Source organism: Paenibacillus sp. V4I3, from assembly GCF_030817215.1.
Taxonomy (GTDB): domain Bacteria; phylum Bacillota; class Bacilli; order Paenibacillales; family NBRC-103111; genus Paenibacillus_E.
Window position 1 is genome coordinate 5938129 of record NZ_JAUSZA010000001.1, and the last position, 13569, is coordinate 5951697.

At 46.5% G+C, this 13569-nt stretch carries 14 protein-coding genes; 2 read left to right on the forward strand and 12 right to left on the reverse strand.

The window, feature by feature from the left end:
• Window positions 1–117: 117 nt before the first annotated feature.
• The 5 genes from QFZ77_RS27665 to QFZ77_RS27685 form a co-directional block, all read right to left on the reverse strand.
• Complete coding sequence (locus tag QFZ77_RS27665) at window positions 118–600, reverse strand: SRPBCC family protein (RefSeq protein WP_307444385.1); 483 nt, start codon at window positions 598–600, stop codon at window positions 118–120.
• 32 nt (window positions 601–632) lie between these two features.
• Entirely contained in the window at window positions 633–1748 is a 1116-nt protein-coding gene (locus QFZ77_RS27670; RefSeq protein ID WP_307444388.1) for a citrate synthase/methylcitrate synthase, read from the reverse strand.
• Between the two features lie 225 nt (window positions 1749–1973).
• A complete protein-coding gene (locus QFZ77_RS27675) occupies window positions 1974–2957 on the reverse strand; it encodes an aldo/keto reductase (protein WP_307444390.1) in 984 nt (327 codons plus the stop codon).
• Window positions 2958–3014: 57 nt separating this feature from the next.
• On the reverse strand, window positions 3015–3902 hold the full coding sequence (locus QFZ77_RS27680; RefSeq protein WP_307444393.1) for a TolB family protein: 888 nt from the start codon (window positions 3900–3902) through the stop codon (window positions 3015–3017).
• A gap of 775 nt (window positions 3903–4677) precedes the next feature.
• Window positions 4678–6048, reverse strand: a complete 1371-nt coding sequence (locus QFZ77_RS27685; protein ID WP_307444395.1) for a class I SAM-dependent rRNA methyltransferase — start codon at window positions 6046–6048, stop codon at window positions 4678–4680.
• Window positions 6049–6173: 125 nt separating this feature from the next.
• Here QFZ77_RS27685 and QFZ77_RS27690 point away from each other — a divergent pair, with 125 nt between their 5' ends.
• Entirely contained in the window at window positions 6174–7205 is a 1032-nt protein-coding gene (locus QFZ77_RS27690) for a Na/Pi cotransporter family protein (protein ID WP_307444397.1), read from the forward strand.
• Here QFZ77_RS27690 and deoC read toward each other — a convergent pair.
• From deoC to prmA, 5 genes are all read right to left on the reverse strand, one after another.
• Window positions 7168–7851 (reverse strand): deoxyribose-phosphate aldolase, encoded by a 684-nt coding sequence (deoC, locus tag QFZ77_RS27695; RefSeq protein WP_057303124.1) that lies wholly within the window; start codon window positions 7849–7851, stop codon window positions 7168–7170. The two genes, QFZ77_RS27690 and deoC, sit on opposite strands and share 38 nt — an antisense overlap.
• A 132-nt stretch (window positions 7852–7983) precedes the next feature.
• A complete protein-coding gene (mtaB, locus tag QFZ77_RS27700; protein ID WP_307444399.1) occupies window positions 7984–9324 on the reverse strand; it encodes a tRNA (N(6)-L-threonylcarbamoyladenosine(37)-C(2))-methylthiotransferase MtaB in 1341 nt (446 codons plus the stop codon).
• Window positions 9325–9329: 5 nt separating this feature from the next.
• A complete protein-coding gene (locus QFZ77_RS27705) occupies window positions 9330–10097 on the reverse strand; it encodes a 16S rRNA (uracil(1498)-N(3))-methyltransferase (protein ID WP_307444400.1) in 768 nt (255 codons plus the stop codon).
• A gap of 108 nt (window positions 10098–10205) precedes the next feature.
• The gene (locus QFZ77_RS27710) at window positions 10206–10877 is read right to left on the reverse strand and encodes a site-2 protease family protein (RefSeq protein WP_307444402.1); all 672 of its coding nucleotides are present in this window, start codon (window positions 10875–10877) and stop codon (window positions 10206–10208) included.
• A gap of 10 nt (window positions 10878–10887) precedes the next feature.
• Window positions 10888–11862: a 50S ribosomal protein L11 methyltransferase gene (gene prmA / locus QFZ77_RS27715; RefSeq protein WP_307444405.1), complete on the reverse strand. Its 975-nt coding sequence runs from the start codon at window positions 11860–11862 to the stop codon at window positions 10888–10890.
• 244 nt (window positions 11863–12106) lie between these two features.
• On the opposite strand from prmA, the gene QFZ77_RS27720 reads away from it, so the two are divergent.
• Entirely contained in the window at window positions 12107–12913 is an 807-nt protein-coding gene (locus tag QFZ77_RS27720) for a glycerophosphodiester phosphodiesterase (protein ID WP_307444408.1), read from the forward strand.
• Window positions 12914–12981: 68 nt separating this feature from the next.
• Here the strand turns inward: QFZ77_RS27720 and QFZ77_RS27725 are convergent, their stop codons facing one another.
• Together QFZ77_RS27725 and QFZ77_RS27730 are read right to left on the reverse strand one after the other, a co-directional pair.
• Entirely contained in the window at window positions 12982–13353 is a 372-nt protein-coding gene (locus tag QFZ77_RS27725; RefSeq protein ID WP_307444411.1) for a hypothetical protein, read from the reverse strand.
• On the reverse strand, window positions 13353–13502 hold the full coding sequence (locus QFZ77_RS27730) for a YfhD family protein (protein ID WP_307444414.1): 150 nt from the start codon (window positions 13500–13502) through the stop codon (window positions 13353–13355). Before QFZ77_RS27730 ends, QFZ77_RS27725 begins: the two co-directional genes overlap by 1 nt.
• Window positions 13503–13569 lie beyond the last annotated feature (67 nt).

Genomic DNA, 13569 nt, shown 5'->3' on the forward strand with positions numbered 1-13569 from the left:
TCATACTTTTGGTAGAAAAGAGGTGTGGGAGATGATGGGCTTTCGCTAGAACAAATAAGCTGTTCCCTCGCCATTAGGACCGAGAGATCAGCTTATACGTAAACATATGGTATTTTTCTAATCTATATTTTTGACAGCTATTTTGTACTTTTCATACCACTGTTCCCATTCGCCTTTTGGAAAGTCCATGAAGTGTCCATCCAATAAAGCGTACATCATATCGAGGCAAATGTGCCATCCCGATAAATCCTTGGGTGTATGATCGGTTATTGCGCTAATAAACTCATTTAATACGAGTAAACAACCTTCCGGCTTTGGGTATAATTCGAACTGAACACGATCATTACCCCATTCGAATTCGAGGACGGAGTATGGCTTGAAATCTGTAATTTTCATATCGATAAATATCCCTGATTTGTCCTTCATATCGAATTTGATATTTCCCCCGATGCGAAGATCCTCAACTTGGAGATTAGACATCCATCTGGCAAGCTTATCATTCTCCGTTAAAGCAGCCCAGACTTTTTCAACGGAATGTTTGAGTGGACGATCGAAGCGAGCGATATAGCCACCCTCAACTTTCTGTATGGAAGCTAACATATTATTTATTCCTCCTCATCTAAAAACTGTTTTTATGTCTGTTGGAGGGCAGTTGGCATCTCACCGATATAGACCGATTGCGGCCGAAAAATGCGATTACAACTTGCTTGTTCTAGCAAATGAGCCGTCCAGCCGACCATACGGCTAGCTGTAAAGCTGGGAGTAAATAAAGATTTAGGCAAGGCGATAGCCCGCATAACGGCTGCCGCATAAAACTCCACATTCACATACAATTTCCGGCCAGGTTTATAGACAACCAACAATTCGACTGCCAGCTTTTCAACGTGAATGGCAAGTTCAAACCATGGATCCTCTGAGGCTAATTCCGTCATAATTTGCCTTAGCGCTTCCGCTCGAGGATCGCTCGTTTTATAAATTCGATGTCCAAAACCCATCAGTCGATGACCCGATTCCAGCTGTTCAATCAACCATGCTTCCGCACGATCCTTGGTTCCTATTTCATCCAGCATATGAAGGACTTCAGATGGTGCTCCGCCATGAAGCGGCCCTTTCATCGCGCCAATCGATGCGCAAAGAGCTGAAGCAATATCAGATTGTGTAGACAGCACTACACGCCCTGCAAACGTAGAAGCATTCATCCCATGTTCCATTGCTAATACGAAATAAGCCGTTAACACCTTCACATGTACAGACTGTGGTACTGTACCAGTCAGCATGTACAAATAATTGGCTACATGATCCAGCTCTGGATTAGGTTCAATGGGCTGAAGTCCTAATGACTGCCGATACTTAAAAGCTATAATGGTTGGTAGCAAAGCTGTATAGGCCAAGACTGATTCATATTGGGGAGGCCAAGCAGCTTTCTTTACTGACTCTGTTCCTAGAAATGAGATCGCTGTACGCAGTACACTCATCATATCGCATTCCAATGGCAGCAAATTTAAAGCCGCTTTCAATGTTTCGGGCAATCGCCGGTGAGCCGACCATTGGTTTCTGAAATTGACAAGTATTTCCTCTGTAGGCAGCTCACCATGCCAGAGTAAATAAGCCACTTCTTCGAAGCTCTTATCCAAGGCTAACTTCTTTGCCTCATGCCTGCGATATACAAGATACCCGTTCTCCCCATCCACCAAAGACAATTCTGTTTCGGCCGCAATAATGCCTTCTAAACCTGTTACGGATGCCATACTGTCATCTTCCTTTCGATGAGAAGTGAAATCGTTCTTCCCTCATCTTAGTCGGTAATGACAGTTTCATCCAATTGGAGTTTCTTTTCATCCCGATAAATAAAACTCAATAAAATATATGTATCGATCATAAAAATTTATCAACGTGATTTCATTTATAATATTGCTACTCTTCTTCGTAAATCATTTTAACGCTCATCTCACCATCAAAAGCCATAATACCTCTTAATAGGGCCCCCGAATATGATCTTTCACCTTATTTTGATAAAAGCTTTGGATACGTTCTAGCTCCTCTGGCGTGAACGAAGGAACCTGAACCGTACCGAGGTTATCCTCTACCTGACGTTCGTTTTTAAATCCCGGAATTACACAGGTAATGTTCGAATTGTCCAGAATCCAGCGCATTGATGCTCGGGCCATATTTCCACGGCTTTCCGCAATCCATGCCAGGTCTCTCGCCAGCTCAACACCCTTATTGAATGGCAGTCCTGCGAACGTTTCACCTACATTGAACTGTGCACCGTCTGCATTGAAGCTCCGATGGTCATCCGCGGCAAATGTACTCGTTTCTGTAAATTTCCCAGTCAGTAGTCCGCTTGCTAACGGTAATCTTACGAGAATCCCTACGCCTGCTGCTTTCGCCTGGGGAAATAATTCTTCGGCAGGTTTTTGGCGGAATAAGTTGTAAATGACTTGAAGCGCCTTCACGCCAGGAATACCAATAGAGAACAAGCCTTCCTCAACCGTCTCTACGCTCACCCCATAATGGCGGATTTTGCCTTCTGTTTTTAGCTTGTCCAGCACCTCGAACACATGACCAACCTTCAAGATGGAAAGTGGCGGGCAGTGTATTTGATACAGATCGATTCTTTCACGTTTCAATCTTTTCAAGCTGCTCTCACAATATTGACGCACGGACTCCTCAGAATACGTACTAAGATCGTGAATATCGCCGGCGCGGCAAAACTTCGTTGCAACATGAATTTTATCTTCTTTTCCTTTGGTGGCCTTAGCTAAAAGCTCTTCCGCATGGCCCGAGCCATAAACATCAGCCGTATCAAAAAAGTTGACCCCCGCATCCATAGCCTGATTTAAACCTTTCAGCGCCTCATCATCATTTGAGTGCCCCCATCCGCCACCAATTGCCCATGTACCGAAGCTAACTTCACTAACTTGAAGCTCTGTGTCTCCCAATTGACGATATCTCATACGTCTCTCCTCCTTCGTGTTATAACTCACAATTTGTTTGATGATTATTCAACATTTCTAATTTATTTCCTTTGGCTGATAACTGACAAATGCCAGCTGCTTGCTATCGGGCGACCAAGAATTAACGTTAATTGTACCCTGGCCCCCAAACAGCTTAACTAGTGTGCGAAATTCTCCACCTGCACTAGACATCAATCGAATTTCTACATGCTTATTCGCTGGATGGTCTCCCGGAGCGACATCATCCTTGCCGTAGGATAGAAAGGCTACGGAATCTCCATTGGGAGAGATATGCGGGAACCAGCTGTTGCTTTCATCAAATGTCATTTGTGTCTGTTCACTGCCATCGGCTTTCATTCGCCATACCTGCATAAGGCCAGTACGGACTGAGTTGAACCAAATGTGCATGCCATCCGGTGAGTATTCGGGGCCGTCGTCAAGACCAGGAGAATCAGTCAGCTGCGTTTCAACACCGCCGGTTACAGGAATGGTGTAAATATCATACTGGCCGTTCCTCTCGGCACAATAAGCTAATGTGCTGCCGTCTGGCGACCAGCCATGCAGATAGCTGGGTGCTATGGGTGTGATGAGGACCGGATTGCCGCCCTTTAAGGGCAAAACATAAATGCGCGAATGACCATCCTCCTGAGTATGGTGACTTACCGCGATTTGAGTATTATCAGGCGACAGTACATGGTCATTGTTACATTGCGTGGCATATCCCGTATCGATAATCGTACTTTCTAGCGTGCTAATGTCGAAGGAATAGAGGTGACCTAAGCTGTTATAAATGAGCCGCTTACCATCAATTGTCCAATTTGGCGCTTCAATCAGTTCATCAAACTGGGCCAAAGCCTTTCGTTCACCAGTCTGAATATCCACCGTTTCAAGGGTACTAATCACATTTCGACCTAAGATTTTGTTAGGCTGCTTTAAAGTATTCATTTTGTAGTTTCACCCTTTCCATTTCTTGTTTGAAGTGGGAATGCAGTCTGAGGTGATCTTAAATTACATTGGGTATGTATGTATTCAAGTGTTTCTTTTGTTTTACCTTCTTTCCATCCTTTACAAATTCGATCTCATAAACTTTGTAAAACTGTTCAAATCAAAAATCCGACTGCTTTGCCTGCTCTCGGCAGCTGAGAGGTTCTTTTCAGACGTCTCGTGCCACTTTCGCCTGCATTCGGGCCTCCGAGACAGCCTTTTCTGCCTTCTCAGGCTGCAAATCCACTAACTTAACTGCTCTCGGCAGCTGAGAGGTTTTTTTCAGACGTCTCGCGCCACTTTCACTTCATTCGAGCCTCCGAGACAGCCTTTTCTGCTTTTCACAGGCTGTAAACACACTAACTTATCTGCTCTTAGCTGCTGAGAGGTTCTTTTTAGACGTCTCGCACCACTTTTGCCTGCATTCGGGCCTTCGAGACAGCCTTTTCTGCCTTCTCAGGCTGCAAACACACTAACTTATCTGCTCTTAGCTGCTGAGAGGTTCTTTTCAGACGTCTCGTGCCACTTTCACCTGCATTCAGGCCTCCGAGACAGCCTTTTCTGCCTTCTCAGGAAGCAACATGCTACTTTACTTAGATCATCTAAAAGTGTCTTTTGACCTCTCACTGCGACACCATTCCCACACTATTGCGATGAATTTCATTGCCTCGGCGGACCAAATAAAAAAGCAAGGCTCATTAGCCTCGCTTTTCAAAGTCCGATCTGTCCGTTTTTACTACTTACTCCGTACCTCAAACATAGCAAACTTCAAATAATGTCCCTCATCTACACCGAGGATGCGAGGATGATCCATACCTGCTTCACGGAACTCTATTAAACGCAAAATTTTACCTGCATCAGTCGCCGCCGCGTGAATGGTCTCTAGGAACAACTCGGGATGCATGTGATAGGAACAACTCGCTGTTACCAAGTAGCCACCTTCATTCACAAGCTTCATGCCGTGCAAGTTAATATCCTTATAGCCGCGGCAGGCACCTTCGACGGCGCTCTTCGTTTTTGCGAAAGCAGGAGGATCAAGAATGACCACATCCCAAGTTCGTCCACCTTCTGCAACGGGCTTCGACGTATCCACTTTAGCTTTACCGCTGCCAGCACTGGCACGAACCTTACGCTCATCCAAGCCTTTAACTTGTGTACGCAAGTATTCGAAAGCATCTGCGACCACAAACTCTACTCGTTCTTCAAAACCGTTTAGAGCAACGTTCGTACGCGCACTTTCAATCGCATGCTCCGAAATATCGAGGCAGGTTACTTTTTTCGCACCGAATTTACAGGCATTTAGCGTGAAGCTTCCTGTATGGGAGAAACATTCAAGCACCGACGCGCCGTCCCAATATGGAAAGGAAACGACTTTGCCATTCGCATTCACAGGGAGTGTCTGGCTCACGCCATCTTCCTTAACTTCTTTCAGTTCAATTCCGCTGCGATGCCCCCATCCTGTCATTAAAGGAGCGATAGCTGCACGGTTCTCCCTTTGGTCAAAGAAATAACCGGTTTTCTGACCTTCTTCAATATCAACGCGAATGCGCAGGCCATTTTCTAAGATGTCAACGTGCTTGGGACACTCGCCATATAGTAAGCCCTTAGTCTGTTTCAAGCCTTCCAGCTCACGAATCGAAACATCACTGCGTTCAAATATGCCTGTTGGCTTCACAACCTGAACCAATGCGGCAACAATTTGCTCTCTGCAGCGATCCATCCCCATGGTAAGGAGCTGCACAACCAGCGTACTCTCAAATTTATCTACAATGAGCCCTGGCAAAAAGTCGGCTTCACCATAAACCAAGCGATAGGATTGCGCATCTTTTACAAAGCGCTTGCGATGCTGTAAACAACGCGTAAACCGCTCAACAAAAAATTCCGTTGTCATCGCTTCAAGCGGTTTGTAGGATACGATTCGGACCGTAATTTGGGAAGCCTCGTTATAATAACCCGTTGCTAGGTATTGGCCGAGATGTGTTTGAACTGGAACTAGTTGTCCTGGCTCGATCTCACCATCTACACGCTCGATTTCACTTTTGTATACCCATGGGTGTCCTTGCTCCAAACGAGCTTTACGTTTCTTATGTAAAAATACTGCTGTCATTATACTTTTAGCCGTCCTTTGTGTGAAACCGTTCACTCTCATCAGCTTGCTTGTCATGCTTGTCTGTACGGTCACATATATTGGTTGAAAAATGATTAGCAAGCTCGCAAAGGAGATCTGCTGCAATGATAACTGCCATCGTACTGCCTGTATTGACAGGCTTAGCTCTATTTCTGTTCGGGATGAAGTTGATGGAAACCGCACTTCAGCGGTGGGCAGGCCCTCGCCTCCAGCTGTGGCTGGAGCGGTTTACCCGCACGCCGGTACGCGGCCTCGCCACCGGCACCGTACTCACGGCGGCGCTCCAAAGCAGCACCGCCATTACTGTAATCGCCATCGGCCTCGTAGGCGCTGGCGTACTGACCTTCCCGAGAACGCTCGGCGTCATTCTCGGAACGAACATCGGCACGTGTCTCACCACCGAGCTGATCGGACTCAGCCTCGGTGGCATCGGCGTGCCGATGCTGCTCGCGAGCGCCGGCATCTGGCTCGCGAGCTGGTTTGCTGGGCCGCTCCCGCAGGGCAGGGCCCCCACTGCTACCGCCGCGCAACCGCTAGCGGCGACAATCGGCTCGTCCGCCACCATCGGCGGGCGAAGCTGGCTGCGCAGCGTCCGCTACGGGTCGCTTGCGGTCAGCGGCTTCTCTCTCGTGCTGCTCGGCATCGAGATCATGCAAACCATCGGGCCAGCTTTGCAGTCCCGAGGTCTGTTCGCCTGGTTCGTGCTCCAGGCGCAGCACAGTCTGCTGTGGGGCGTCATCGCCGGTGCCGCGGTCACCGCGCTTGTACACAGCAGTGCAGCTGTCATTGCGATGGCGATGGGCCTCGCAGCTGTTCAAGGCATTCCCGTCGAGCTTGGCGTAGCGATAACCATCGGTGCCAATGTCGGCACCTGTGTAACCGCACTAATCGCCGGGATGAGCAGTTCCCGCGCCGGGCGATACGTCGCCTGGTCGCATATCCTCCTCAATGTCGGAGGCGCAGTGCTATTCTATCCCTTCATCCATCAGCTCGTAAGCCTTTCAGCTCTTCTTGCCAACGATGCTTCCGAACAAATTGCCCGTTCCCAAACGATATTCAATATCGTATGTTCCTTGCTCGCTTTGCCGTTATGCTATCTTAATATGTGGAAGCGTCTTGAGTTCCGCTCACAATAGCAACACCAGAGCTTGTCCCTAATCTTGTTGCCCCTGCTTCAATCATAGCAATCGCAGTTTGTAAGTCTCTAACGCCACCCGATGCTTTCACACCAATCGTATCGGATACGTTTTGGCGCATTAAACGAACGTCTTCCACCGTAGCCCCACCAGGACCAAAGCCAGTAGATGTTTTAACGAAATGAGCGCCTGCTTCTTCAGAAAGTCGACAAGCTGCTGCTTTTTGCTCATCATTTAGGAAACCCGTTTCCATAATTACTTTAACAATCGCTTTGCCTTTTACAGCGTCCACAACTTGTTTAATGTCAGAACGAACAGCGTCATACTGCCCTTCAAGCAATAAGCCAATCGGCAGGACAGTGTCAATTTCAGCAGCCCCATTCTCTACAGCCTTAGCCGCTTCAAAAGCTTTCACTTCGCTCAAGCTTGCGCCAAGCGGGAAGCCAACAACAGCAGCAACCTTTACACCTGTTCCTTCTAGTGCTTTACTTGCTGTTCCAACAAACTGGGAGTTTACACAAACACTAAAAAACTGGTGCTTCGCAGCTTCCTCACACAGTTTGTGGATCGCAGCTGTGCTCGCATCTTGTTTTAGTAACGTATGATCGATGTATTTTGCAATTTCCTTTGCGCTCAAAGTACTCATTTGATGCACCTCATCTTTTGATTTTTGAAACCATTCCCTATTTAAACCCTTTAATGAGAAAACCTCTAGCGTAGCCATTCAAGATGAGCGACTACGTTTAGAGGTAGATTTTATAGCCTAAAGAGAAACGCATTACAAATTCACGACATTAGCCGCTTCTAAAACACGAACCAGCTGTCCCTTGCTTTCATTAACACCGGCTTCCGTTACCTTCACTCGGCAAACTTGACCGATCATATCTTCGGAGCCTTGGAACACAAGCTGCACATAATTATCGGAGTAACCCATGTACAATCCGCTGTCAGGAGCGCCTTTGTAAGCTCGTTCCGGAATGACTTCAAGCACATCACCCACAAATTTCTGCGCGTAAGCAAGCTGCATTTTCTCGGAAAGATCGATCAGCTCGTGTACGCGGGCATTTTTGATTTCCTCATCCACTTGATCTTCCATCCGCGCAGCAGGAGTACCTGTCCGTTTGGAGTAAGGGAAAACGTGCATTTCGGAGAATTTCATTTGCTCCATAAACTTGTAACCGTCGCGGAACATTTCCTCAGTTTCACCTGGGAAGCCAACAATAACGTCGGTCGTAATCGCGACATCCGGCATGATTTCATGAAGACGTTCGATCTTGCGAGCGAATTCCGCTGTTGTATACTTTCTGCGCATCCGTGCGAGAACTTGATCATCGCCAGCTTGCAGCGGGATATGCAGATGACGGCACATTTTGTCCGAGGACTTCAGAACTTCGATGACTTCATCTGTAATTTGACTAGCTTCAATCGAGGAAATACGAATCCGTTTCAATCCTTCTACCTTATCCAAATCCCAAAGCAGCTTCGCTAAGCTGTAGTCCTCAATATCTTCGCCATATCCACCAGTGTGAATACCCGTCAGTACGATTTCTTGATAACCAGCAGCCACAAGCTGCTCAGCTTGCGCTATAACGCTTTGCGGTTCACGACTGCGCATCAATCCGCGTGACCATGGAATAATGCAGAAGGTGCAGAAGTTATTGCAGCCTTCTTGGATTTTAAGAAAAGCTCTTGTCCGATCGGCAAAATCAGGCACATCCAGTTCCTCGAACTGACGTGTTTTCATAATGTTGCGTACGGCATTGATCGGCTGACGATCTTGCTCAAATTGTTTCACGAGCGGAATAATTTTCTCCCGATCCTGTGTCCCGATCACCATATCCACGCCTGGAATCGCCATAATTTCCGCTGGTGACGTCTGCGCGTAACATCCAGTTACGGCAACAATGGCTTCAGGATTACGACGAATCGCACGACGAATCATTTGGCGGCTCTTCTTATCCCCTGTATTCGTAACGGTACATGTATTAATGACATACACATCTGCCGTATTCTCGAAATCAACCTGCTCGTAACCCTCATTTTTGAATAGCTGCCAAATGGCCTCTGTATCATAGAAATTTACTTTACAACCTAATGTATGAAACGCTACCGTTGCCATAACGCTTATCCTCCCATCTCTCCGGTTTCATAGAAAAGACACGTAAGACCTACCATTGCGGCAGTCTCCGTGCGTAAAATGCGTGCCCCCAGCGACACGGAAGCGAAGCCAGCCTCTTCAGCCTGCTTAATTTCCTGTTCCGTAAAACCACCTTCAGGGCCAACCGCAATCAGCACTTGTTTCCCTAGCCCCAATTTACCGGCCGCTTGCGCTTCCTGAATAGCAGGCTTTAATTGCTGACCATCTTCCTTCTCATAGCAAATCCAAGCGACATCCGCTTCCTTCGCACGCTGCAGCAGCTGCTTCCAAGAATAAACGGAATCTACGTGCGGCACACGATTTCGGTGAGCTTGCTCCGCCGCTTCTTTGGCAATCTTCTGCCAACGTTCGGTGCGTTTTGCTTCTTTCTTTGCATCGTACTGCACAATCGTTCGTTCTGATAAAAAAGGAAGAAACCGGGCTGCCCCGATCTCAGTCCCTTTTTGAATAATAAGTTCCATCTTATCGCCTTTGGGCAAGCTCTGTGCAATCCACACCTGAACAGCCGCTTCAGCATCCATAGGCAGCTCTTCCACGATTTCTGCGGTCGCTTGCCCATTATCCAGCTCCGCAATACGAGCGAGCACTTCACGGTCTACGCCATTACTGCAAATAATCTTGTCTCCAATGTCTGCCCGCATGACTCGAATCAGATGATGTGCGTCGTCTCCCTCTATGGTGACTGTATGTGTAGCTTCGTGAAACTGCTCAGGCGGGAGAAAATAACGCTGCATAGTCTAAGCCTCTCTATCTTCGTTCATTTCGATATTGAAGTGAAACTTCCACTCACCATCATACCTTTTTTGGTCGTGGAAATCTACAATGGGTTGAATTTGGAACCGTTACATACCCAAGATCCAAACAATCGGCTTTGATAAAATGCGGACGATGTCTCCACCCAAACTTAAGTAGGGATCTAAAGTCACTTCACGTAATGGTCTTACAAATACAACTAACAGGAAAATGACCGATGCCCATTGTTCAAACTTCTGCAGCGACTCCGTGTATCTCAGGTCCACCAGATCTTGAATAATACGGTAACCATCTAATGGTGGAATCGGAATTAAATTGAACAGAAACAAGGTTAAATTAATGCTTAACATCTTACTCAGAAATTCTTGCATAGCTTCGGCACTACCCACACTCATGCCTTCTAACCAACCATATTTCTGAAATAACGCTATAACAAACAATGTAATAAATGCCAAAATCAAGTTGCTGAGCGGGCCTGCTGCCGTTACGATAATCCCCATCAAGCGGGGACTCTTGAAATTGCCGCGGTTCACTGGTACAGGCTTCGCCCAACCAAAACCAGCAATCAAAAGCATAATCGTACCGAACAAGTCTAGATGGACCATCGGATTTAAGGAAACTCTGCCGAACTGATAAGCCGTAGAATCTCCTAATTTATAGGCGCTATACGCATGAGCAAATTCATGAATGGTAAACGAAAGAACGAGCACTAGAATAACAAACGGCAATGTACTCCAGTCATAAAACAATAATCCTCCCATGTATGGACACCTACAGCTTTCTAGCTACAATCACTACCCAATTCGAATCATAGTTTTTCTCTACGATCGTAAATTTGGCTGCAATTAGTGCTTTTTCGACATCAGCTTCTTTGTTTGTAATAATCCCTGAGGTGATATAGTAACCACCTTGCTGCAAGACTTCATACACATCATCTACGAAAAGAACAATGACTTCAGCCAAAATATTCGCAACAACCAGCTGTACAGGAATTGTGACACCCAGCTGCGCAGCATCTTCGGTCTCGCTTTCTTTCAGTACTCCGAGTAAATCACTAAGTTTGACAGTAATCTTATCTTCGAGCTGATTCTGTTTTGTATTATCAAGCGCACTCGTCACAGCTACCGGATCCAAGTCAACAGCAAGTACATGCTTCGCACCTAGCTTCGCAGCTGCAATCGAAAGAATACCGGAACCAGTTCCCACATCAATGACGTCGTCTCCTGGCTGGAGCACCTTCTCCAGTGTTTTTAAACAAAGAGATGTTGTCGCATGTGTACCTGTACCGAAAGCCATCCCGGGATCAAGCTCCAAGATCAATTCATCAGGCGAAGCCGTATACTCTTCCCATGTTGGTTTAATCGTCAAACGGTCAGACACGCGAATAGGTTTAAAATACTGCTTCCAAGCATGCGCCCAATCCTCATCGTCAACTTCTATTAACTCAAATGTAGGATTTCCAGTATCGATATCGAATTCTTTAAGCTGCTCAACAGATTCCTTCAGGTTAGCCATGATAGGTTCCATATCTGTGCCATGGTAGAAGTAACCTTTAATGACGGCTCTTCCCTCTGGGATATCGTTAAAAGGTGTTTCGTACAATTGACCAAACGAGGTATCTCTCTCTTTGTTTAAGGTCCCTGATTCTTCAATGGAAACGCCCCCGGCGCCCAGTTCATGAACAAAGTTCGTAATCATTTCTATTGCTTCTTCTGTCGTATGTACAGTTAATTCCTGCCAAAGCATCGGTATTGCTCCTCCTGTCGGTTATCACTTACAAATAAACCAAGCCCTAATCGGCTATTTGGGCTATTTTCACACTGATTATTGTACTACACTTCTCTTCTTGGGTAAAATGGCGTACAACTTGTAAGCGCTCTAATATTATTCCTCTTCCTAACAACTTCCTAATACCTTCATGATAGATTGAAAAGTAGACTGAACTTATCCCCAAGTCCGACATTATTAATCCTTAGAACGGAGTCTTCCCATGTTCAAAACACTCTTATTCTTGCTTGTTTTCCTATCCGTTGAGTTGGTAGCCCCATTCACAACAACACCCTTGCTTGCGGATAACTATAGCCAAGTTACCGCACATCGCGGCAGTTCCGCAGTCACGCCCGAGAATACGCTCCGCTCCTTTCGTCAAGCCATCATCGATCGGGCAGGTATTGCTGAACTGGATGTCCAAGAGTCAGCTGACGGAGTCGTCATGGTTATGCACGATGACAATGCCCTCCGTACGACGGGAATTAATAAATACATGTGGGAAGTAACCTCATCGGAGTTAAAAGAGGCAAGCGCAGGCAACTGGTTTAGTTCGGATTTTCTAGATGAGCACGTGCCAACGCTGGATGAAGTCATAGGTTTAGCCAAAGGTCATATAAAGCTGAATATCGAAATGAAAAATAACGGCCATAGTAAGCTGCTCGCTGAAAAAACAGTCGATATTATCCAAGCACACAGCTTTGAAAAGGAATGCACGGTGACATCATTTGATGCAAAGCTGCTTTATAACGTGAAAAAGCTCAATCCTCAGATTAAGACCGGTCTTATTGTGGGGCAGAACACGGAAAACATTGACGCCATCATGGGGAGTTCTGATTACGATGTTATTTCTGCAGCCTATCCCCTCGTAACTGAATCATTCATGAAGCTTGCCGAGACACATCAGAAGGAAGTCTATGTATGGACGGTCAATCAACCGTCTATCATGAAGCAGATGCTTGCACTCGGTGTATCCAGTATTATTACGGACCGTCCAGAGCAACTTGTTCAAGTCATGAGCGGGCAATAAACACTTTATATATGAAAAGCATCTAATCATACAGGCAATAGCCTTTTGATTAGATGCTTTTTTTGAACTTACATAGTTCCGCCTGCGCTTTGAATGACACGTACCGCCTGCTCATAGACAGCATCGTCGATGACGACAGCCAGTATAATGTCAATTCCCGTTACACCGCCACCTCCACCGTCGCTTAAACCGCTTGCCGCTGGATCTGCCGCAATCAAGATTCCTTCATCTGGTGTAGATACATCTGCCGCCTGGGTTAACGAACCCAAGCTTCCGAAGTCCCCCGCATAGGGATTCATCACGGATTGCAATCCACTGCCTGCATATCTGCCGAATCGATCTACCTGAACGTCAATAGCACGCAGTGCTTTCAGCTTGGAAGCTGCTCCCTCTGCTTGCTCCGGTGAATGAAAATAGGCGAGAATACTTTTCTCCGCCATTACTGTTCTTCCTGTCTGTAATCCGCTGCTTGCGCTCTCTCAGCCGCCTCGAAATCATCGGCATCAGCTACTTCTGCTGCGAACTCAACATCCTCGTTTTTTGCCACAGGCAACTTGCTTTGCTCATCCTGGTTTTGTTTCTGATTCATTTGTAAACCTCCTTTAAACACCGTTGAATTTTCATCCATTTTTTATTGTGCCAAAGCATGATTTTTT

What these genes read in the sequence shown, in the direction of transcription:
- QFZ77_RS27730 (WP_307444414.1), bottom strand. Translation starts at nt 13,502, where the DNA reads ATGAATCAGAAACAAAACCAGGATGAGCAAAGCAAGTTGCCTGTGGCA.
- QFZ77_RS27725 (WP_307444411.1), bottom strand. Translation starts at nt 13,353, where the DNA reads ATGGCGGAGAAAAGTATTCTCGCCTATTTTCATTCACCGGAGCAAGCA.
- QFZ77_RS27690 (WP_307444397.1), top strand. Translation starts at nt 6,174, where the DNA reads ATGATAACTGCCATCGTACTGCCTGTATTGACAGGCTTAGCTCTATTT.
- deoC (WP_057303124.1), bottom strand. Translation starts at nt 7,851, where the DNA reads ATGAGTACTTTGAGCGCAAAGGAAATTGCAAAATACATCGATCATACG.
- QFZ77_RS27675 (WP_307444390.1), bottom strand. Translation starts at nt 2,957, where the DNA reads ATGAGATATCGTCAATTGGGAGACACAGAGCTTCAAGTTAGTGAAGTT.
- QFZ77_RS27705 (WP_307444400.1), bottom strand. Translation starts at nt 10,097, where the DNA reads ATGCAGCGTTATTTTCTCCCGCCTGAGCAGTTTCACGAAGCTACACAT.
- QFZ77_RS27710 (WP_307444402.1), bottom strand. Translation starts at nt 10,877, where the DNA reads ATGGGAGGATTATTGTTTTATGACTGGAGTACATTGCCGTTTGTTATT.
- prmA (WP_307444405.1), bottom strand. Translation starts at nt 11,862, where the DNA reads ATGCTTTGGCAGGAATTAACTGTACATACGACAGAAGAAGCAATAGAA.
- mtaB (WP_307444399.1), bottom strand. Translation starts at nt 9,324, where the DNA reads ATGGCAACGGTAGCGTTTCATACATTAGGTTGTAAAGTAAATTTCTAT.
- QFZ77_RS27720 (WP_307444408.1), top strand. Translation starts at nt 12,107, where the DNA reads ATGTTCAAAACACTCTTATTCTTGCTTGTTTTCCTATCCGTTGAGTTG.
- QFZ77_RS27685 (WP_307444395.1), bottom strand. Translation starts at nt 6,048, where the DNA reads ATGACAGCAGTATTTTTACATAAGAAACGTAAAGCTCGTTTGGAGCAA.
- QFZ77_RS27680 (WP_307444393.1), bottom strand. Translation starts at nt 3,902, where the DNA reads ATGAATACTTTAAAGCAGCCTAACAAAATCTTAGGTCGAAATGTGATT.
- QFZ77_RS27665 (WP_307444385.1), bottom strand. Translation starts at nt 600, where the DNA reads ATGTTAGCTTCCATACAGAAAGTTGAGGGTGGCTATATCGCTCGCTTC.
- QFZ77_RS27670 (WP_307444388.1), bottom strand. Translation starts at nt 1,748, where the DNA reads ATGGCATCCGTAACAGGTTTAGAAGGCATTATTGCGGCCGAAACAGAA.